The 17,491-nt window shown below is 71.6% G+C and carries 17 protein-coding genes; 11 read left to right on the forward strand and 6 right to left on the reverse strand.

What is annotated here, in order from left to right; translation table 11 throughout:
* Positions 1-27: 27 nt before the first annotated feature.
* Complete coding sequence (locus ACXET9_RS04325) at positions 28-1,944, forward strand: 1-deoxy-D-xylulose-5-phosphate synthase (protein WP_457885160.1); 1,917 nt, start codon at positions 28-30, stop codon at positions 1,942-1,944.
* A gap of 98 nt (positions 1,945-2,042) precedes the next feature.
* Here the strand turns inward: ACXET9_RS04325 and map are convergent, their stop codons facing one another.
* From map to ACXET9_RS04350, 5 genes are all read right to left on the reverse strand, one after another.
* Complete coding sequence (gene map / locus ACXET9_RS04330) at positions 2,043-2,864, reverse strand: type I methionyl aminopeptidase (RefSeq protein WP_457885161.1); 822 nt, start codon at positions 2,862-2,864, stop codon at positions 2,043-2,045.
* Complete coding sequence (locus tag ACXET9_RS04335; protein ID WP_457885162.1) at positions 2,861-3,871, reverse strand: COX15/CtaA family protein; 1,011 nt, start codon at positions 3,869-3,871, stop codon at positions 2,861-2,863. Before ACXET9_RS04335 ends, map begins: the two co-directional genes overlap by 4 nt.
* A gap of 144 nt (positions 3,872-4,015) precedes the next feature.
* On the reverse strand, positions 4,016-4,825 hold the full coding sequence (locus ACXET9_RS04340; protein WP_457885164.1) for an ABC transporter permease: 810 nt from the start codon (positions 4,823-4,825) through the stop codon (positions 4,016-4,018).
* Positions 4,822-5,727 carry an ABC transporter ATP-binding protein gene (locus ACXET9_RS04345; protein WP_457885166.1) on the reverse strand — a complete coding sequence of 302 codons (906 nt, stop codon included), beginning with the start codon at positions 5,725-5,727 and terminating at the stop codon, positions 4,822-4,824. Before ACXET9_RS04345 ends, ACXET9_RS04340 begins: the two co-directional genes overlap by 4 nt.
* A gap of 66 nt (positions 5,728-5,793) precedes the next feature.
* Complete coding sequence (locus ACXET9_RS04350; RefSeq protein WP_457885168.1) at positions 5,794-6,870, reverse strand: glutathione S-transferase family protein; 1,077 nt, start codon at positions 6,868-6,870, stop codon at positions 5,794-5,796.
* Between the two features lie 484 nt (positions 6,871-7,354).
* Here ACXET9_RS04350 and ACXET9_RS04355 point away from each other — a divergent pair, with 484 nt between their 5' ends.
* From ACXET9_RS04355 to ACXET9_RS04380, 6 genes are all read left to right on the forward strand, one after another.
* Complete coding sequence (locus ACXET9_RS04355) at positions 7,355-8,116, forward strand: helix-turn-helix transcriptional regulator (protein ID WP_457885170.1); 762 nt, start codon at positions 7,355-7,357, stop codon at positions 8,114-8,116.
* The gene (sufB, locus tag ACXET9_RS04360) at positions 8,113-9,540 is read left to right on the forward strand and encodes a Fe-S cluster assembly protein SufB (RefSeq protein ID WP_457885171.1); all 1,428 of its coding nucleotides are present in this window, start codon (positions 8,113-8,115) and stop codon (positions 9,538-9,540) included. Before ACXET9_RS04355 ends, sufB begins: the two co-directional genes overlap by 4 nt.
* Positions 9,540-10,853, forward strand: coding sequence for a Fe-S cluster assembly protein SufD (gene sufD / locus ACXET9_RS04365; RefSeq protein WP_457885172.1), 1,314 nt, complete (start codon positions 9,540-9,542; stop codon positions 10,851-10,853). The genes sufB and sufD overlap by 1 nt, the downstream gene beginning before the upstream one ends.
* The gene (locus ACXET9_RS04370; RefSeq protein ID WP_457885174.1) at positions 10,853-11,191 is read left to right on the forward strand and encodes a non-heme iron oxygenase ferredoxin subunit; all 339 of its coding nucleotides are present in this window, start codon (positions 10,853-10,855) and stop codon (positions 11,189-11,191) included. Before sufD ends, ACXET9_RS04370 begins: the two co-directional genes overlap by 1 nt.
* Before the next feature lie 67 nt (positions 11,192-11,258).
* Positions 11,259-12,017, forward strand: a complete 759-nt coding sequence (gene sufC, locus ACXET9_RS04375) for a Fe-S cluster assembly ATPase SufC (protein WP_457885176.1) — start codon at positions 11,259-11,261, stop codon at positions 12,015-12,017.
* A 31-nt stretch (positions 12,018-12,048) separates the two neighbouring features.
* Positions 12,049-12,378, forward strand: a complete 330-nt coding sequence (locus ACXET9_RS04380; protein WP_457885178.1) for a metal-sulfur cluster assembly factor — start codon at positions 12,049-12,051, stop codon at positions 12,376-12,378.
* Between the two features lie 75 nt (positions 12,379-12,453).
* Here the strand turns inward: ACXET9_RS04380 and ald are convergent, their stop codons facing one another.
* Positions 12,454-13,569 carry an alanine dehydrogenase gene (gene ald / locus ACXET9_RS04385; RefSeq protein WP_457885180.1) on the reverse strand — a complete coding sequence of 372 codons (1,116 nt, stop codon included), beginning with the start codon at positions 13,567-13,569 and terminating at the stop codon, positions 12,454-12,456.
* Between the two features lie 191 nt (positions 13,570-13,760).
* Here ald and ACXET9_RS04390 point away from each other — a divergent pair, with 191 nt between their 5' ends.
* From ACXET9_RS04390 to nusB, 4 genes are all read left to right on the forward strand, one after another.
* Positions 13,761-15,365: an ABC-F family ATP-binding cassette domain-containing protein gene (locus ACXET9_RS04390; RefSeq protein ID WP_457885182.1), complete on the forward strand. Its 1,605-nt coding sequence runs from the start codon at positions 13,761-13,763 to the stop codon at positions 15,363-15,365.
* Positions 15,366-15,498: 133 nt separating this feature from the next.
* Complete coding sequence (locus ACXET9_RS04395; protein ID WP_457885184.1) at positions 15,499-16,110, forward strand: MarR family transcriptional regulator; 612 nt, start codon at positions 15,499-15,501, stop codon at positions 16,108-16,110.
* Between the two features lie 178 nt (positions 16,111-16,288).
* Positions 16,289-16,846 carry an elongation factor P gene (gene efp / locus ACXET9_RS04400; RefSeq protein WP_457885186.1) on the forward strand — a complete coding sequence of 186 codons (558 nt, stop codon included), beginning with the start codon at positions 16,289-16,291 and terminating at the stop codon, positions 16,844-16,846.
* Position 16,847: 1 nt separating this feature from the next.
* Positions 16,848-17,384 (forward strand): transcription antitermination factor NusB, encoded by a 537-nt coding sequence (nusB, locus tag ACXET9_RS04405; RefSeq protein WP_457885187.1) that lies wholly within the window; start codon positions 16,848-16,850, stop codon positions 17,382-17,384.
* The last annotated feature ends 107 nt before the right edge of the window (positions 17,385-17,491 follow it).

Here is a 17,491-nt window from a genome sequence, read left to right on the forward strand (position 1 = left end):
CATCCCCGCAGCGACGGAGGCCTCATCGTGTCCACGCTCAAGGACCGGATCGTCGGCACCGATGCCGAGACGATCCCGTCGGACCCCGATGCATTGCGCGCCCTCGACGCCGCAGAGCTCCCCGAGCTCGCCCGTCGGCTGCGGCGGCGCCTGGTCGAGGTCACCTCCCGCACCGGCGGCCACCTCGGGCCGAACCTCGGCGTCGTCGAGCTCACGATCGCCCTGCACCGCGAGTTCCGCTCCCCGCGCGAAGCGATCGTCTTCGACACCGGGCACCAGGCCTACGTGCACAAGATGCTCACCGGCCGCTCCGAGCTGCTGGGCCTGCGCCGCGAGGGCGGCCTCTCCGGGTATCCCGACCGCGGCGAGTCCGCGCACGACGTGGTGGAGAACTCCCACGCCTCGGGCTCCATCGCCTGGGCCCACGGCATCGACCGCGCCCGCCGTGCCGCAGGGGACCCTGCGGTGGCGCTCGCCGTGATCGGCGACGGCGCGCTGACCGGGGGAGTGGGCCTCGAGGCCCTCAACGAGCTCGCGAGCGACGCAGGCAGCCGCACCGTCGTCGTGCTCAACGACAACACCCGCTCCTACGCCCCGACCGTCGGCGGCCTCGCCGCCCATCTCGGGGCGCTCCGGGCCGGCGCGATCGCGCCCGGCGCGGACGTCTTCACCGCCCTGGGGCTGACCTATATCGGCCCGGTCGACGGCCATGACCTGGACGCCCTCGCCCTCGCGCTCTCCCGTGCACGGGCCGCGGCCGAGGATCCCCGCACCGCCGGCGTCGTCGTGCACGTGCTGACCCGTAAGGGCGCCGGCTACGACCCCGCCGAAGCCGATCAGACGGACCACTGGCATGCCACCGGTCCCTTCGAGATCGAGCCCCCCACGCAGGCGGAGGTCTTCCCGCCGGTCGACGCTCCCGCCCCGGCGACCACCTGGACGGCGCGCCTGGGCGCTGCGGTGCACGCCGCGGCCCGCGCCGACGACCGGGTGATCGCGATCAGCGCCGCCATGGTCGACCCCGTCGGCCTCACCCCGATGCAGCGGGAGATGCCCGAGCGCGTGCTCGACGTCGGCATCGCCGAGCAGCTCGCCCTCGACACCGCCGCCGGCATGTCGCGCGGCGGTGCGAAGCCCGTGGTCGCCCTCTACGCGACCTTCCTCAACCGTGCCCTCGACCAGCTGCTGCTGGACATCGCCCTGCACGACGAGGACGTCACCCTCACCCTCGATCGCGCCGGCGTGACGGGCGACGACGGGCCCAGCCACCACGGCGTCTGGGATCTCGCGCTCGCCTGCCAGGTGCCCGGGATCGCCGTCTGGGCGCCCCGCGACGGCGACCGGCTGGACGCGGCGGTCGCCTCGGCGCTGGCGGTCCGCGGCCCCAGCATGGTGCGCTTCCCCAAGGGAGCCTGCCCCGCCCCGATCGCCGCGCGGGCGACGATCCCGGCGGGGGAGGTGCTCCACGGCGCACCGGTGGGGATCGGCGCGGCCGACGACGCGGCTGACGACGCGGCCGACGACGCGTCCGACGGCGCGGCTCCCGCCGCGGACGGTGCCCCGGATGTGCTCGTCGTGAGCATCGGCGCGCTCGCGGACCGGGCGGTCGACGCCGCGCGGCGCGTGGAGGAGCAGCACGAGGGGCTGCGGGTGATGGTCCTCGACCCCGTGCAGGCGCTCCCGCTGTCCGAGGAGCTCCTCGCCCTGGCGTCGAGCGCGCGCGTCGTCGTGACCGTCGAGGACGGGATCGCCGAGCGGGGGATCGGTGCGGCCCTCGGGGTGCGGCTCGCCCAGCGGGCGAGCGCCTCGGCGCCGGCGCCGGTGCTGCGCACCCTCGGGGTCGCCCACGAGTTCGTCCCCCATGCACGCCGCGATGCGATCCTCATCGATCAGGGACTGGACGTCGACGGCATCGCGCGGTCGATCGAGGGCGCCCTGCGCTGATCCGCCCCTGGAGCCGCCGCTGAACCGCGCCTCGGCCGCCCCTCAGCTGCTGCCGCCCCGTTCCGACGCGCGCGCGGCGAGGCGTCGGATGCCGACGGTCAGCCGAGCGAGCTGCGCGGGGAGGGGTCGTCGGCGCGCGCGGTCAGCACGATCGGATCGCCGTCGGTGACGTAGAGGGTGTGCTCGGCGTGCGCACCGCGGGAGCCGTCGGCCGACAGCTGCGTCCAGCCGTCGGCCGGGTCCACCACGAGCTCGGCGGTCGTGGGGATGAGGAACGGCTCGACGGTGATCAGCTGGCCGGCCACGAGCCGCGCGCCCTCGCCGGGCGTCCCATGGTTCGGGACGAAGGGCGCCTCGTGCATCGTGCGTCCCACTCCGTGGCCGCCGAAGCGGTCGTTGATCGCATAGCCCAGGCGGTGCGCCTCGGTCTGGACCGCATGGCCGATGTCGCCGACGGTGCGGCCCGCGCGGACCTGGTCGATGCCCGCCCACATCACGCTCTCGGTGTCGCGGATGAGCTGCAGGTCCTCCGCGCGCGGAGACCCCACGGCGATCGAGAGGCAGGAGTCGGCGACCCATCCGCCCAGCGAGATCGCGAAGTCCAGCGACAGCAGGTCGCCGTCGGCGAGGACCCGGTCGTACGGGCGGCCGTGCAGGACGCCGTCGTTGACGGAGGTGCAGATGACCTTCCCGAAGGGGGAGGCGCCGAAGACGGGGTGGTAGTCGATGTAGCAGCTGGTCGCGCCGGCCTCGCGGATCAGGCGGTGGGTCTCGGCATCGACGTCCAGCAGATTCCATCCCACGTCGACGACCTCCCGCAGATGCGAGAGGACCTCGGCGACGAACGCGCCCGCGGGCTGCGCCTGCGCGAGGGTCGGCAGCTCGCGCGCGCTCTCGCGGCGGCGTCGTCCGAGGATCATCGGGCGTCCTCCGCCGGTCGCCAGCTGTACAGCGAGACGCAGACCCAGGCGATCCCGGCGGCGAAGAGGCCGGCGCCGAGCATGTGCAGGCCCACCAGCACCTCCGGCAGGCCCGTGAAGTACTGGGCGTAGCCGATGAGGGCCTGGAGAGCGGTGATGCCGACGAGCGTCCAGGCGGCCGTCCGTGCGATGCGGTGGATCTTGACCAGGTGCAGGGCGATCAGCAGGCCCACCAGGAGACCGCAGAACAGCATCACGGCATCCGCATGCAGCCAGGAGATGGTGCGGGCGTCGAAGGGGAGGCGCTCGGGGGCGACGTCGTCGCCGGAGTGCGGGCCGGTCCCGGTCACGAGGGTCCCCAGCACCAGGATGAGGAATCCGACGCCGGACATCACCCAGGTCATCCAGTGCAGCGCCCCGGGGACGAGCGAGCGGCGGCGCGGCTCGTCGCCGTCGTAGAGGCGATGCACCAGCAGCGTCGACAGCGCCACCAGGATCGGGGAGATCAGGAAGTGAGGGCTCACGGCGCCCGGGTGGAGGTCGGCGTACACGACGACCATGCCGACGATCGCCTGCACGGCGGTGCCGATGAGCGGGGTCAGCGCGAGCCAGAACATGCTGCGGCCCTTGTGGCGCAGCCACAGGACGGCGATCAGCAGCAGGGCGACCGCGAAGACGCTCAGCACGCCGGTGAGGGCGCGGTTCCCGAACTCGATGAAGGGGTGGATCCCCGCCTCGAGGGTCAGCTCCGGGGTGAACTCGCCCGGCTCGCAGTTCGGCCAGCTCGAGCAGCCCAGGCCGCTCGCCGTCAGGCGGACGACGCCGCCGGTGACGATGATGCCGATCTGGCACACCAGGTTCCCCCAGAACACGATCGCCGCGATCCGCGCTCGCGCCGCCGGCGACCGGCCGACGGTGCGTTCCCCCGAGAGGGTGATCCGTCCGACGCGCTCGACGGGAGCGGAGGAGACGGGGCGGTCGTCGGCGACGGTCGGGGAAGGGGTCATGACCCCGATCCTAGGACGCGGACCTGAAGGTCCTGCCTCGCACCGGGACCGATCCCGCACGGATCACACGGTCCCTCCCCGATCTCTCCGGCCGGGACAGCCCCCGGTCGGCGTCGGAGCGTCGCGGGTGCTCGAGAGCCCGGTTCAGGAGTCGGTCCAGCGGAACCAGCGCACGACGGCGAGGGCTCCGAGCACCGCCCACAGCGCCAGCACGATCGCTGAGCCGATCGAGAAGTGCGCACCAGCGAGGCAGGCGCGCATGAGCTCTCCGAGGGCGCCCGAGGGCAGGAGATCCACCAGCCCGCGCAGGAAGCGCGGCATCGCGGCGGTCGGCAGCGCGATGCCGCCGACGCCCACGAACAGCACGAACATGAGGTTCGAGACGGCGAGCACCGCCTCGCTGCGCAGGGTCCCGGCGACGAGCAGGCCGAGCGATCCGAAGGCGATCGTCCCGGCGATCCAGACGGGGATCGCCGCGAGGACCCCGGTGATCTCCGGGCGCCAGCCGAGGACCAGCGCGAGCAGTCCGAGAACGATCACCTGCAGCACGTGGATCGCGAGGGTCGCGAGGACCTTGCCCGCGAGATAGCCGTCCCGTCCCAGCGGGGTGGTCGCCACCCAGCGCAGCACGCCGTTGCGGCGGTCGAAGCCGGTCTGGATCGCCTGCGAGGTGAAGGAGGTCGACACGAGGGCCGTGGCGAGGGTCGCGGCGACGGCGGTGTCGATGGCAGCGGTGCCCTCGAGGCGTCCGATCGGGAGCAGACGGAGGGCGATCAGCACCATGGCGGGCAGGGCGATCGCGACCATCAGCTGCTCGCCGTTGGCGAGCAGCGTGCGCGTCTCGAGCCGGGCGTGGGCGAGGACCCGTCGCAGGGCGGGCGCGGGGGCGGGAGCGGGTCGGGCCGTCGTCGGCGACGGGGTCGGGGCCGGGGTCGGCGAGGGGGTCGGGCTCATCGGGTCTCCGCCTGTTCGTCCATGAGGTCCAGGAGCACGGCCTCGAGATCGGCGGCGGCACCGGCCGAGACCTGGAGCCGGGCGCCGTGGCGGGCGGCGGCCTCGCGCAGGTCGCGCTCGAGGGCGTCCCGCGCGGCGGCGGGGAAGCCCGTGGCGGTGGCCCGCAAGGGCACGGCGCCGCCGGTTCCCTGGTGCGAGGCGACGACGTCCTCGACGGTGCCGGCGGCGAGTGCGCGCCCGCGGGCGATCACGCAGACCTCGTCGGCCAGGCCCACCACATCGTCCATCAGATGGGTGGTCAGGAGCACTGCGGTCCCGGTCTCGGCGAGGCTCCGCACGAGACGGCGCACGCGCCGTCGGATCGAGGGGTCCATGCCGGCCGTCGGCTCGTCGAGGAACACCAGCTCAGGGCGTCCGACGATCGCGAGGGCCAGGGCGAGGCGCTGGCGCTGGCCTCCGGAGAGCCGCCGCACGAGGGTGCCGGCGAACTCGTCGATGCCGAGGTACTCGGCGACCTCGTCGACGTCGAGGGGATCCGCGTGCAGCGACGCGCCGTAGCGCAGCAGCTGCATCGCGGCGGCGCCGGAGGCGAGGCCCCCGTCCTGGATCATGACGCCGACGCGCGCGCGATGCTCGGGACCCGCTCGCCAGGGGTCGACGCCGAGCACCTGCAGCGAGCCCGCGTCGGGGCGCAGCAGGCCCGTCGCGCAGGAGATCGCGGTGGTCTTGCCGGCGCCGTTCGGGCCCAGCAGCGCGGTGATCGCGCCGCGCTCCGCGCGCAGGGTCAGGCCGTCGAGCGCGCGGACCGAGCCGAAGGACAGCGTCAGGTCCTCGAGGAGGAGAGCCGCGGAGCCGGGCCCGGTCGCGGGCGGCACGGCGGGGGAGGGGGAGGTATCAGCCATGGCGCGCCCATCGTAGGCCGGGTCGGCGGACCCATCCTGGATGGACGCTCCGCGGCCGGAGGGGGTTCAGCGGCCGGTCGTGCTCAGCGGGGTGTGAGCGGGGTCGACGACCTCGGCGGCCAGCGGCGGCAGCGGGGCCGTGCCCTCGGGGCCCCAGGTGTCGGTCTCGAAGCGGTCGCGGTCATGGGCGTCGACGAAGCCCGACAGGTCGGGGCCGAGCGGCACCACCTGCGTCGGGTTGATGTCGGTCTGCACCGCGTAGTAATGCTCCTTGATGTGCTGGAAGTCGACCGTGTCGCCGAACCCCGGGGTCTGGAAGAGGTCCTTGGTGTAGTTCCAGAGGTTCGGCATGGTCGCCAGCGGCTGGCGGTTGGCCTTGAAGTGGGCGAAGTAGACGGGGTCGAAGCGCACGAGCGTGGGGAACAGACGCACGTCGGCCTCCGTGATCGTGGAGCCCATGAGGTAGCGGGAGCGGGAGAGGCGATCCTCGAGCTCGTCGAGCGCCGCCCAGAGCGCGCGGTACTCGCGCTCGTAGTCCGCCTGGGTGCCGGCGAAGCCGACCTTGTAGACGCCGTTGTTGACGCGGTGGAGCATCCAGCGGTTCAGCTCGTCGATCTCCTCGCGCCGCGCCTCGGGGTAGAGGTCGGGGGCGCCCTCGCGGTGGTGATCGCTCCACTCGGTGGCGAGGTCCAGCGTGATGCGCTGGAAGTCGTTGGTGACGACGGCGCCGGTGGGAACGTCGACGATGGCCGGGACGGTGATGCCGCGGGGGTAGTCCGGGAAGCGCGCGAAGTAGGCCTCCTGGAGCCGCTCGATGCCGAGCACGGGGTCCTTGCCGCCCTCGTCGAGGTCGAAGGTCCAGGAGCGGCGGTCGTGGGTGGGGCCCGCGACCGCCATCGAGAGCGCGTCCTCGAGGCCGAGGAGGCGTCGGGAGATGATCGTGCGGTTCGCCCACGGGCAGGCGCGGGAGACGGCGAGGCGGTAGCGGCCGGCCTCGACCGGCCAGCCGTCGCGGCCGTCGCGGGTCACCCGGTCGTCGATGTAGGTCATATCGCGGGCGAAGGGCTTGCCCTTGCTGACATAGCTGCCCGCCTGATCGTTCTCGTCCTTCAGCGGGGCGTCCTGGGTCCGGGGCTCGGTCATGGCTCTCGCTCTCCCTCTCGTCGATGGCGTCGCCGCACAGGATAGTTGAAAGACAAACTACAATTCAAGGGGAGGTGTCGCGGGCGACGTCCCGCCGCGCGCGGCGGACAGGGCAGTCGGGTTGATCGGGGCGGCCTGGGGAGTGATCCTGCGCACATCATGCACGGTGACGGGGAATTACGCACGGTCGACGGTTCGTAAGGAAGGTTCGCCTTGGTTGCATCCTGGTCGGAACGCGGGATGCTTGAGGGGTGCGGTGGCGCATCGGCTCTGCCGTCGGCGCGATCTCGTGCGGCGGTGACCCTCGTCATGTTCGACGATCGAGCAGCGGATGCGCGTATACTGGACAATGTACATTCTTGGACGAGATGCAGGTCTGAGGGGATCCCGCGCGGTCGGCGGAGCTCACCCCGATCCGGAACGGCCTGAACCGCTCCGGGACCCGCATCCGACCGGAACGACCATCGCAGGGAAGGAGGGGGTCATGAACCAGATCGTCGACGACGCCGTCGCCGCTGTCGACCCCGTGCGCGGCGGCGAGCCGCGCGACACCCGGGAGCGCCTGATCGAGGCGATCTCCGCGCACGGACCCATCACCGCCCGGCGCCTGGCCGAGAGCTTCGGGCTGACCAGCGCCGCCGTCCGACGGCATCTCGCGTCCCTCGAGGCCGACGGGATCATCGCCGAGCACGACGTCCCTGTCGCTCAGCGCGGCCGCGGCCGCCCGAGCAAGGCCTTCGTGCTCTCGAAGTCCGCGCACGAGGAGCTGCCGGGCGGTTACGACGAGCTCGCCGTGATGGCCTTCGACGAGCTCGCGCGCATCGGCGGGGAGGAGGCCGTCGAGCGCATGGCGGACCGCCGGGTCGAGGACTGGCAGCGCCGGGTGGCCGAGAAGGTCGCCGAGCGCGAGGCGGCGGGGGAGACGGTCACGCTGTCGCGGCGGATCGAGCTGCTCGCCGACCTCCTTACCTCGCGCGGCTACGCCACCACGATCCGTCCCCTCAGCGTCCCGCTCCCGGCGCCGGGCTCCCGCGCCGGCGGGACCCGCACGCTGGTGACCGCCCAGCTGTGCCACGGCCACTGCCCCGTCCTGGACGTGGCCGCCGACCATCCCGAGCTGTGCGAGGCGGAGACCCGCGTCATCGCCCGCATCATCGGGTCACCTGTCCAGCGCCTGGCCACCCTGGCCCAGGGCGCGCACGCCTGCACGACTCATATTCCGCTCACCGAGGGAAGGACATCATGACGAGCGCACCAGAGAAGCTCACACAGGACGAGATCATCGACTCCGTGGGCCAGTACGCCTACGGATGGCATGACGAGGACGCGGCCGGAGCCTCGGCCCGCCGCGGCCTGAACGAGGAGGTCGTGCGCGACATCTCCTCCAAGAAGAGCGAGCCCGACTGGATGCTCCAGCGTCGCCTCAAGGCGCTGCAGCTGTTCGACAAGAAGCCGATGCCGAGCTGGGGCGCCGACCTCTCGGGGATCGACTTCGACGCCATCAAGTACTTCGTGCGCTCGACGGAGAAGCAGGCGAGTTCCTGGGAGGAGCTGCCCGCGGACATCCGCGAGACCTACGACCGCCTGGGCATCCCCGAGGCGGAGAAGCAGCGCCTCGTCGCCGGCGTCGCCGCGCAGTACGAGTCCGAGGTCGTGTACCACCAGATCCGCGAGGATCTCGAGGAGCAGGGCGTCATCTTCGTCGACACCGACACCGGTCTGCGCGACTATCCGGAGCTCTTCGAGGAGTACTTCGGCACCGTCATCCCCTCCGGGGACAACAAGTTCTCGGCGCTGAACACCGCCGTGTGGTCGGGCGGCTCCTTCGTCTACGTCCCCAAGGGCGTGCACGTGGAGATCCCGCTGCAGGCCTACTTCCGGATCAACACCGAGAACATGGGCCAGTTCGAGCGCACGCTGATCATCGCCGACGAGGGCTCCTACGTGCACTACGTCGAGGGCTGCACGGCGCCGATCTACAAGTCGGACTCGCTGCACTCGGCCGTCGTCGAGATCGTCGTGAAGAAGGACGCCCGCGTCCGCTACACGACGATCCAGAACTGGTCGAACAACGTGTACAACCTGGTCACCAAGCGCACCACCGTCGAGCAGGGCGGCGTCATGGAGTGGGTCGACGGCAACATCGGCTCGAAGGTCACCATGAAGTACCCCGCCGTCTGGCTGATGGGCGAGCACGCCCGCGGCGAGACGCTCTCCATCGCCTTCGCGGGCGAGGGCCAGCACCAGGACACCGGGTCGAAGATGGTCCACATGGCGCCGCACACCTCGAGCTCGATCGTCTCGAAGTCGGTCTCGCGCGGCGGCGGCCGCAGCTCCTACCGCGGGCTGGTCCAGGTCATGCCGGGCGCGGAGCACTCCGCCTCGACCGTGCTGTGCGATGCGCTGCTGGTCGACCAGATCTCGCGCACCGACACCTACCCGTACGTCGACGTGCGCGTCGACGACGTCCAGATGGGCCACGAGGCCACCGTCTCCAAGGTCTCCGAGGAGCAGCTCTTCTACCTGATGAGCCGCGGCATGGAGGAGACCGAGGCCATGGCGATGATCGTGCGCGGGTTCATCGAGCCCATCGCCCGGGAGCTGCCCATGGAGTACGCCCTCGAGCTGAACCGCCTGATCGAGCTGCAGATGGAAGGAGCAGTCGGCTGATGACAGCCTCTGACACGTTTGATGTGAAGGGTGCCGCGACCGCGGACGAGACCGCAGGAGCCGGGAACGCGGCCGGAGCCGCCCCCGAGGCGGCTGCCGCGACCCTCCTCGCGGAGGCCCCCGCCGCGCCGGAGCTCGAGGACGAGGGCCTCGCCCTGCCGGGCGAGGAGAAGAAGAAGGGCGAGCCCAGCCGCGCCGATCGGATGCGCTCCTCCGACGTGGCCGCGCACCCGGTGCCGGTCAGCAAGATGGAGGAGTGGCGCTTCACCCCGCTGCGCCGCTTCGCGCCGCTGTTCGAGGACGTCGCCACCGACGACCGCGAGGGCGACCCCGCGGTGGACTACGCGCTGGACCTGCCCGAGAACGCGCCCGCCCCGTCGACCCTCGCCCTCGGCGAGGCGCCGCGCGGCTCCGTGCTGGTCCCCGAGGACCGGGCCACGGCGATCGCCACCTCGCGCACCGAGCAGGCCCTGCACCTGGTCGCCGCGAAGAACACCGCCTACGACACGCCGTTCCGCGTGGACATCACCGGCCGCGGCGCGGACCGGCGCGGCAACGCGCACCTGGTGATCGAGGCGGAGGAGTCCTCCTCCTCGATCGTCGTGCTGTACCACACCGGTTCGGTGCAGTACGCGCAGGACGTGGAGATCATCGTCGGCGACAACGCGCAGATGACCGTGATCACCGTCCACGACTGGGACGACGACGCGATCCACATCGCGCAGCACCACTCCCGCGTGGGGCGCGATGCCCGTCTCAAGCACGTCGCGGTCACCCTCGGCGGCAGCGCGGTGCGCCTGAACACGATCGGCGAGTACGCCGCCCCCGGCGGCGAGATCGAGAAGCTCGGCCTGTACTTCTCCGACGAGGACCAGTTCTTCGAGAACCGCCTCTTCATCGACCACAGCGCCCCCCGCTGCACCTCCAACGTCGCCTACAAGGGCGCGCTGCAGGGCAAGGGCGCGCGGTCCGTGTGGGTCGGCGACGTGCTGATCCGCAAGGAGGCCGAGGGGACGAACACCTACGAGCTCAACCGCAACCTGGTGCTCACCGAGGGCGCCCGCGCGGACTCGGTCCCCAACCTCGAGATCGAGACCGGCGAGATCGAGGGCGCCGGCCACGCCGCCGCCACCGGTCGCTTCGACGACGAGCAGCTGTTCTACCTGCGCGCTCGCGGCATCCCCGAGATCGAGGCGCGACGCCTCGTGGTGCGCGGCTTCTTCGCCGAGATCATCCAGCAGATCGACGTCCCCGAGGTGCGAGAGCGCCTCTCGGCCGCGATCGAGGACGAGCTCGCACGGAGCATGAACTGATGACGGACGCCTTCGTCCCCGTCGCCGCCCTGGCGGACCTCGCCCCCGGCGAGGCGATCGATGTCGTCGTCGACGGGATCGAGATCGCCCTGGTGCGCGACGAGGACGGCGGCGTCCACGCCCTCGAGGACCTCTGCTCGCACGATGAGATCGCGCTGAGCGACGGCGACGTCGAGGGATGCACCATCGAGTGCTGGAAGCACGGCAGCCAGTTCGACCTGGTCACGGGTCGCCCGCTGCAGCTCCCGGCCGTCCTGCCCGTGCGGGTCTTCCCCGTGCGCATCGATGAGGGCACCGGTCGGATCCTCGTGGATCCGACCGCTTCCCCCGCCACCTGAACACCCCGGGCGCCGACGCGGCGCCCGCCCACGCTGTCACCAGAACCTCTGGTCAAGGAGAACTTCCATGTCTGTCCTGGAGATCAAGAACCTCCACGCCACCGTCGAGACCCCCGAGGGGACCAAGGAGATCCTCAAGGGCGTCGACCTCACCATCAAGGGCGGCGAGACCCACGCGATCATGGGCCCCAACGGCTCGGGCAAGTCGACCCTCGCCTACGCCCTCGCGGGTCACCCCAAGTACGAGATCACCGAGGGAACCGTCACCCTCGACGGCGAGGATGTGCTCGAGATGAGCGTCGACGAGCGCGCTCGCGCCGGCATCTTCCTCGCCATGCAGTACCCCGTCGAGGTCCCCGGGGTCACCGTGTCGAACTTCCTGCGCACCGCCAAGACCGCGATCGACGGAGAGGCGCCGGCGCTGCGGACCTGGGTCAAGGACGTCAAGGGCGCCATGGACGACCTCAAGATGGATCCGGTCTTCGCCGAGCGCAATGTCAACGAGGGCTTCTCCGGCGGCGAGAAGAAGCGCCACGAGATCCTGCAGATGCAGCTCCTCAAGCCGGCCATCGCGGTCCTCGACGAGACCGACTCCGGCCTCGACGTCGACGCCCTGCGGATCGTCTCCGAGGGCGTGAACCGCGCCAAGGAGACCACGGACGTGGGCATCATGCTGATCACCCACTACACCCGCATCCTCAACTACGTGAAGCCCGACTTCGTGCACGTCTTCGTCAACGGCCGCGTGGCCGAGGAGGGCGGCCCGGAGCTCGCCGAGCGCCTCGAGAACGAGGGCTACGACCGCTACCTCGCCGGCGCCAACTGACGCCGGCCCCGCACCGCACCAGGAGGTTCCCATGAGCGACACCACTCCGGCGGCGACCGTCTCCGTCGAGGACGTCACCGAGGCGATGAAGGACGTCATCGACCCCGAGCTCGGGATCAACGTCGTCGATCTCGGCCTCGTCTACGGCGTCACGGTCGAGGACGGCAACGCCGTCATCGACATGACCCTCACGTCGGCGGCCTGCCCGCTGACCGACCTGCTCGAGGAGCAGACCTTCGCCGCGCTGGATCCCATCACGGAGTCCCACCGCATCAACTGGGTGTGGATGCCGCCGTGGGGCATGGAGAAGATCACCGAGGACGGCCGCGAGCAGCTGCGCGCGATCGGCTTCAACCTCTGAGGCGAGCCTTCTCGTCGACGCGCGGAGGGGGCCCGGGGAGATCCCCGGGCCCCCTCCGCGCCTCTGCGTCCGGGCTCAGCCGAGCACGGACGCGAGGGGGACGCTCTCGATCCCGTGCGCCTCTCCGACGCCCTGCTGGAGCAGAGCCCCGCGGTGCGTGCTCAGCCCCGCGGCGAGCGCGGGATCGCCCCGCAGGGCCTCCTTCCAGCCGTGGTCCGCGATCCGCAGGACATAGGGCAGGGTCGCGTTGGTCAGGGCCGTCGTCGCGGTCACCGGCACCGACCCGGGCATGTTCGCCACGCAGTAGAAGACCGAGTCGTGGACTGCGAAGGTGGGATCCGAATGGGTCGTCGGCCGCGACCCCTCGAAGCATCCGCCCTGGTCGATCGCGACGTCGACCAGCACCGACCCCGGCTTCATCGTCGCGACCATGTCGTCGGTGACGAGCTTGGGCGCCCGACGGCCGGGCACGAGCACCGAGCCGATGACGACATCCGCCCGGGCGACCTGCTCGCGCAGATCCAGCGCCGTCGAATAGCGGGTGCGGATGCCCCCGTGGTGCATCGCCGCGATCTCCGAGAGCCGTCCCAGGCTCACGTCCATCACCGTCACCTCGGCATGCAGCCCGAGCGCCATCAGCGCCGCCTGCTCGCCGACGACCCCGCCGCCGATCACCAGCACCTCGGCCTCGCCGGTCCCCGGCACCCCGCCCATCAGGATGCCCGAGCCGCCCAGAGGCGCCATCAGGTGGTACGCGGCGACCTGCGCGGCGAGCCGGCCCGCGATCGCGCTCATCGGCGCCAGCAGCGGCAGCGACCGGTCCGGTAGCTGCACCGTCTCGTAGGCGATCGCGGTGGTGCCCGAGCGCAGCAGCGCCTCGGTCAGCTCCCGATCCGCCGCCAGATGCAGGTAGGTCAGCAGCACCTGGTCCTCGCGCAGCAGAGCGTGCTCCGCGGGGAGCGGCTCCTTGACCTTCACGATCAGCTCCGCGCGCTCCCACACCTCCGTCGCCGACGGGAGGACCCGGGCCCCGGCCCCGGCGTAGTCCTCGTCCGCGATCCGCGCGCCGCGGCCCGCTCCTGCCTCGACGAGCACCTCGTGCCCGCGGGCGACGAGCTCGTGCACGCCCGCCGCGGTGAGGCCCACCCGGTTCTCGCTGTCCTTGATCTCGCGGGGAATCCCGATGCGCATCCCTCAGCCCTCCGATCCTCTCCGGCCCGTCGACGCTGACGGCTCCGCTCCCAGCATGGCACGGGGGGATCGGGGTGTGGCGCTGGGCACCGGAGCGGAAATGCGCGCGCCGCGACGGCGCGCGCGGACCTAGACTTCCAGGGGCCCCGCCGGGCCCGCCGCCCCCTCCCCGGACTAGGAGCACCCATCCCGTGATCACCGTGCGCGACCTCGCCATCCGAGTCGGAGCCCGCCTCCTGATGGACGACGTCAGCTTCCAGGTCACGCCGGGGGACAGGGTCGGCCTCGTGGGCCGCAACGGCGCCGGCAAGACCACGCTCACCAAGGTCCTCTCCGGGACCCTGCCCGCCACCGAAGGCAGCATCGAGGTCACCGGCGAGCTCGGCTACCTCCCGCAGGACACCCATAGCGGGGACGACTCCGAGTCCGTCCTCGCTCGCATCCTCTCCGCCCGCGGGCTCGACGACGTCCTGGCCAAGCTGCGCCGCGCCGAGGAGGAGATGGGCGACATGAGCCTGTCCGAGGCCAAGCGCGAGAAGGCCATGAACCGCTATCCGCTGCTCGAGGCGGAGCTCGAATCCCGCGGCGGATACGCCGCCGAGGCCGAGGCCAAGCGCATGGCCGCGAACCTCGGGCTGCCCAACCGCATCCTCGAGCAGGAACTCGGAACCCTCTCCGGCGGCCAGCGCCGCCGCGTCGAGCTCTCCCGGATCCTCTTCTCCCAGGCCGAGACGATGATCCTCGACGAGCCCACCAACCACCTCGACGCCGATTCCGTCGTGTGGCTGCGCGACTACCTCATGACCTACCGCGGCGCGCTCATCGTCATCAGCCATGACGTGCAGCTGGTCGAGCAGGTCGTCAACAAGGTGTTCTACCTCGACGCGAACCGCCAGCAGATCGACGTCTACAACATGGGCTGGAAGAACTACCTGCGCCAGCGCGAGGACGACGAGAAGCGCCGCAAGCGCGAGCGGCAGAACGCCGAGAAGAAGGCCTCGGCGCTCACCGCCCAGGCGGAGAAGATGCGCGCCAAGGCCACCAAGGCCGTCGCCGCCCAGAACATGCTCAAGCGCGCCGAGCGGATGCTCGACGGCGTCGAGGGGGAGCGGCAGAAGGAGAAGGTCGCCTCGCTGCGCTTCCCCAAGCCCGCCCCCTGCGGGAAGACTCCGCTCATGGCCGAGGACCTCTCGAAGTCCTACGGGAGCCTGGAGATCTTCACCGGCGTCGACCTGGCCATCGACCGCGGCTCCCGGGTGGTCATCCTCGGCTTCAACGGCGCCGGCAAGACCACCCTGCTGCGCATCCTCGCCGGTGCCGACCAGCCCGACACCGGCGGCATCATCCCCGGGCACGGCCTGCGCATCGGCTACTACGCGCAGGAGCACGAGACCCTCGACGGCGACCGCACGGTCCTCGAGAACATGATGAGCGCCGCGATCGAGCTCCCCGAGGTCGAGGCCCGCAAGATCCTCGGCTCCTTCCTCTTCACCGGCGACGACGTGCACAAGCCCGCGGGCGTCCTCTCCGGCGGCGAGAAGACGCGACTCGCCCTCGCGACCCTGGTCGTCTCGAGCGCCAACGTGCTCCTCCTCGACGAGCCCACGAACAACCTCGATCCGGCCAGCCGCGAGGAGATCCTCGGCGCGCTCGCCGCCTTCGAAGGGGCGGTCGTCCTGGTCTCGCACGATCCCGGAGCCGTCCGCGCGCTGGCGCCGGAGCGCGTGCTGCTCATGCCCGACGCCGTCGAGGACCTCTGGAACGCCTCCTACGAGGAGCTCATCCAGCTCGCCTGAGCTCGTCCGGCTCGCCTGAGCTCATGACTCGCTGCCGACGGCTCACCGCCGACGGCAGGGCCATGTACGCCCTCGACAGACGAATAATCATGTAGCGGCGATATCGCTGGATATCGGCTGATATCATCGCGGCATGCTCGTGCTCTCCTTCTCGCCCCATCGCAGCCGGCGGGGCGACGATCCGCTGCCGGCGCTCGCCGAAGCCCTCGCTCCCATCGGGCTGCGCCGCCCGGTCGAGCGGACCCTGGGCCGCGATGCGATCGCGCTCGCCGATCGCGCGGAGAGCGCCCTGGATGCGGTGAGGGCCGCCGCGGAGCTCGGCGGCTGGTGCGTCGGCGTCGGCGTCGGCCCGGTCGACCTGCCGCTCCCGGAGGAGACGCGGGCGGTGTCCGGCGGGGGAGCGGAGGCCTCCGCCGCCGCGCTGCGGGATGCCCGGGCGACGAGCCAGGTCCCGCTCTCCGTGCAGGCCTCCGACGAGCGCCATGCGAGCACCGCGGCCGACGCCGAGGGCGTGCTGCGGCTGATCGGCTGGATGGTCGCGACCCGGAACCGCGGCCAGTGGCGGGCGGTCCACGCGCTGCGCGAGCATCCGCGGGCGACCCAGCAGGAGCTCGCGGAGCTGCTCGGGATCACGCAGCAGACCGTCTCGCGGGCGATCAAGACCAGCGGATGGCGCGAGGAGTCCGCCGCCGTGCCGCTCGTCGAGCGACTGCTCTCCATGATCGACCTCACCTCGCGGTCGTGATCCGCGGCGCGGCCGGTCGGGGCCGCGCAGGCCGGCGTCGGCCGCGCGCTATCCTGGTGCGCGCGTCGTCCGACGACGACGTGCGCACGTCGCCCCGCGACGGCGCGCCACCCGCATTGCACAACGAGCACACCGCCACGGGCCGTCCCATGCCCCGGCGGATACCCCGAGGAGACCCATGGCGACGACGAACGACCTCAGGAACGGCATGGTGCTGAGGATCGACGGCAACCTCTGGCAGGTTGTCGAGTTCCAGCATGTGAAGCCGGGCAAGGGCCCCGCCTTCGTGCGCACCAAGATCAAGAACGTCCTGTCGGGCAAGACGGTCGACAAGACCTTCAACGCCGGCGTCAAGGTCGAGACCGCGAACGTCGACAAGCGCGACATGCAGTACTCGTACCTCGACGGCGACCTCTTCGTCTTCATGGACACCTCCACCTGGGAGCAGACCAACGTCGCGGCCGACCTCGTCGGCGACGCGAAGGACTTCCTGCTCGAGGGCCAGGACGTCGTCATCGCCTTCAACGACGGCCAGGTGCTCTACGTCGAGCTGCCGGCGAGCGTCGTGCTGGAGATCTCGCACACGGAGCCGGGCCTCCAGGGCGACCGCTCCAACGGCGGCACCAAGCCCGCGACCCTCGAGACCGGCCGCGAGATCCAGGTGCCGCTGTTCCTGGAGACCGGCGTGAAGGTCAAGGTCGACACCCGTTCCGGCGACTACCTCGGGCGAGCCTGACGTGACCGAGGCCCCCGACCCCGCGGCGGGGTCCCCCGCCAAGGGACCCGGACTGCCCCTGCCCGGACGCGAGGGGGAGGAGGTCGCGTTCGAGCGCACCGTGCCGGCTCGCACCGACCGCCTGCACTCGCGGACCCGGGAGCGGATCCGCGCGCTCGACGTCCTCTTCGAGGCCGACGCCCGTCGCCTGCCGGTGATGGACGTGCTCGAGGAGCGCATCGTCCGCACCGCCGCGCAGACCCCGCTGCCGATGCGGGCGCGCGAGCTGGTCGCCGTCTATGCGCGCCACGTCGAGGAGATCGACGAGCAGATCGAGACGCACTCGCGGGACTGGCCGCTGCACCGCATGCCGGCGGTCGACCGCGCGATCCTGCGCCTCGGTGCCGCCGAGGTGCTGTTCGACGCGCCCGAGGCCGAGCGGGGACCGATCATCGGCGAGTACACGAAGATCGCCGAGGCGCTCTCGACGGATGACTCGCCGCGCTTCGTCAACGGGCTGCTGCAGCGCCTGCTCGACCTGCGCGACCTGCTGGGCTGACGAACGGGCCGCAGGGTGCTCTTGCGCACTCCTGCGGTCCGAGGGGCGGTCGGGCTCCCGGATGCCGGCCCCGGCGTCCTACACTCGAACCGGTCCATCCGGGCCGA

Source organism: Brachybacterium netajii (SeqCode) (genome assembly GCF_054114245.1).

What these genes read in the sequence shown, in the direction of transcription:
- map (WP_457885161.1), bottom strand. Translation starts at nt 2,864, where the DNA reads ATGATCCTCGGACGACGCCGCCGCGAGAGCGCGCGCGAGCTGCCGACC.
- ACXET9_RS04335 (WP_457885162.1), bottom strand. Translation starts at nt 3,871, where the DNA reads ATGACCCCTTCCCCGACCGTCGCCGACGACCGCCCCGTCTCCTCCGCT.
- ACXET9_RS04340 (WP_457885164.1), bottom strand. Translation starts at nt 4,825, where the DNA reads ATGAGCCCGACCCCCTCGCCGACCCCGGCCCCGACCCCGTCGCCGACG.
- ACXET9_RS04345 (WP_457885166.1), bottom strand. Translation starts at nt 5,727, where the DNA reads ATGGCTGATACCTCCCCCTCCCCCGCCGTGCCGCCCGCGACCGGGCCC.
- ACXET9_RS04350 (WP_457885168.1), bottom strand. Translation starts at nt 6,870, where the DNA reads ATGACCGAGCCCCGGACCCAGGACGCCCCGCTGAAGGACGAGAACGAT.
- ACXET9_RS04355 (WP_457885170.1), top strand. Translation starts at nt 7,355, where the DNA reads ATGAACCAGATCGTCGACGACGCCGTCGCCGCTGTCGACCCCGTGCGC.
- sufB (WP_457885171.1), top strand. Translation starts at nt 8,113, where the DNA reads ATGACGAGCGCACCAGAGAAGCTCACACAGGACGAGATCATCGACTCC.
- sufD (WP_457885172.1), top strand. Translation starts at nt 9,540, where the DNA reads ATGACAGCCTCTGACACGTTTGATGTGAAGGGTGCCGCGACCGCGGAC.
- ACXET9_RS04370 (WP_457885174.1), top strand. Translation starts at nt 10,853, where the DNA reads ATGACGGACGCCTTCGTCCCCGTCGCCGCCCTGGCGGACCTCGCCCCC.
- sufC (WP_457885176.1), top strand. Translation starts at nt 11,259, where the DNA reads ATGTCTGTCCTGGAGATCAAGAACCTCCACGCCACCGTCGAGACCCCC.
- ACXET9_RS04380 (WP_457885178.1), top strand. Translation starts at nt 12,049, where the DNA reads ATGAGCGACACCACTCCGGCGGCGACCGTCTCCGTCGAGGACGTCACC.
- ald (WP_457885180.1), bottom strand. Translation starts at nt 13,569, where the DNA reads ATGCGCATCGGGATTCCCCGCGAGATCAAGGACAGCGAGAACCGGGTG.
- ACXET9_RS04395 (WP_457885184.1), top strand. Translation starts at nt 15,499, where the DNA reads ATGCTCGTGCTCTCCTTCTCGCCCCATCGCAGCCGGCGGGGCGACGAT.
- efp (WP_457885186.1), top strand. Translation starts at nt 16,289, where the DNA reads ATGGCGACGACGAACGACCTCAGGAACGGCATGGTGCTGAGGATCGAC.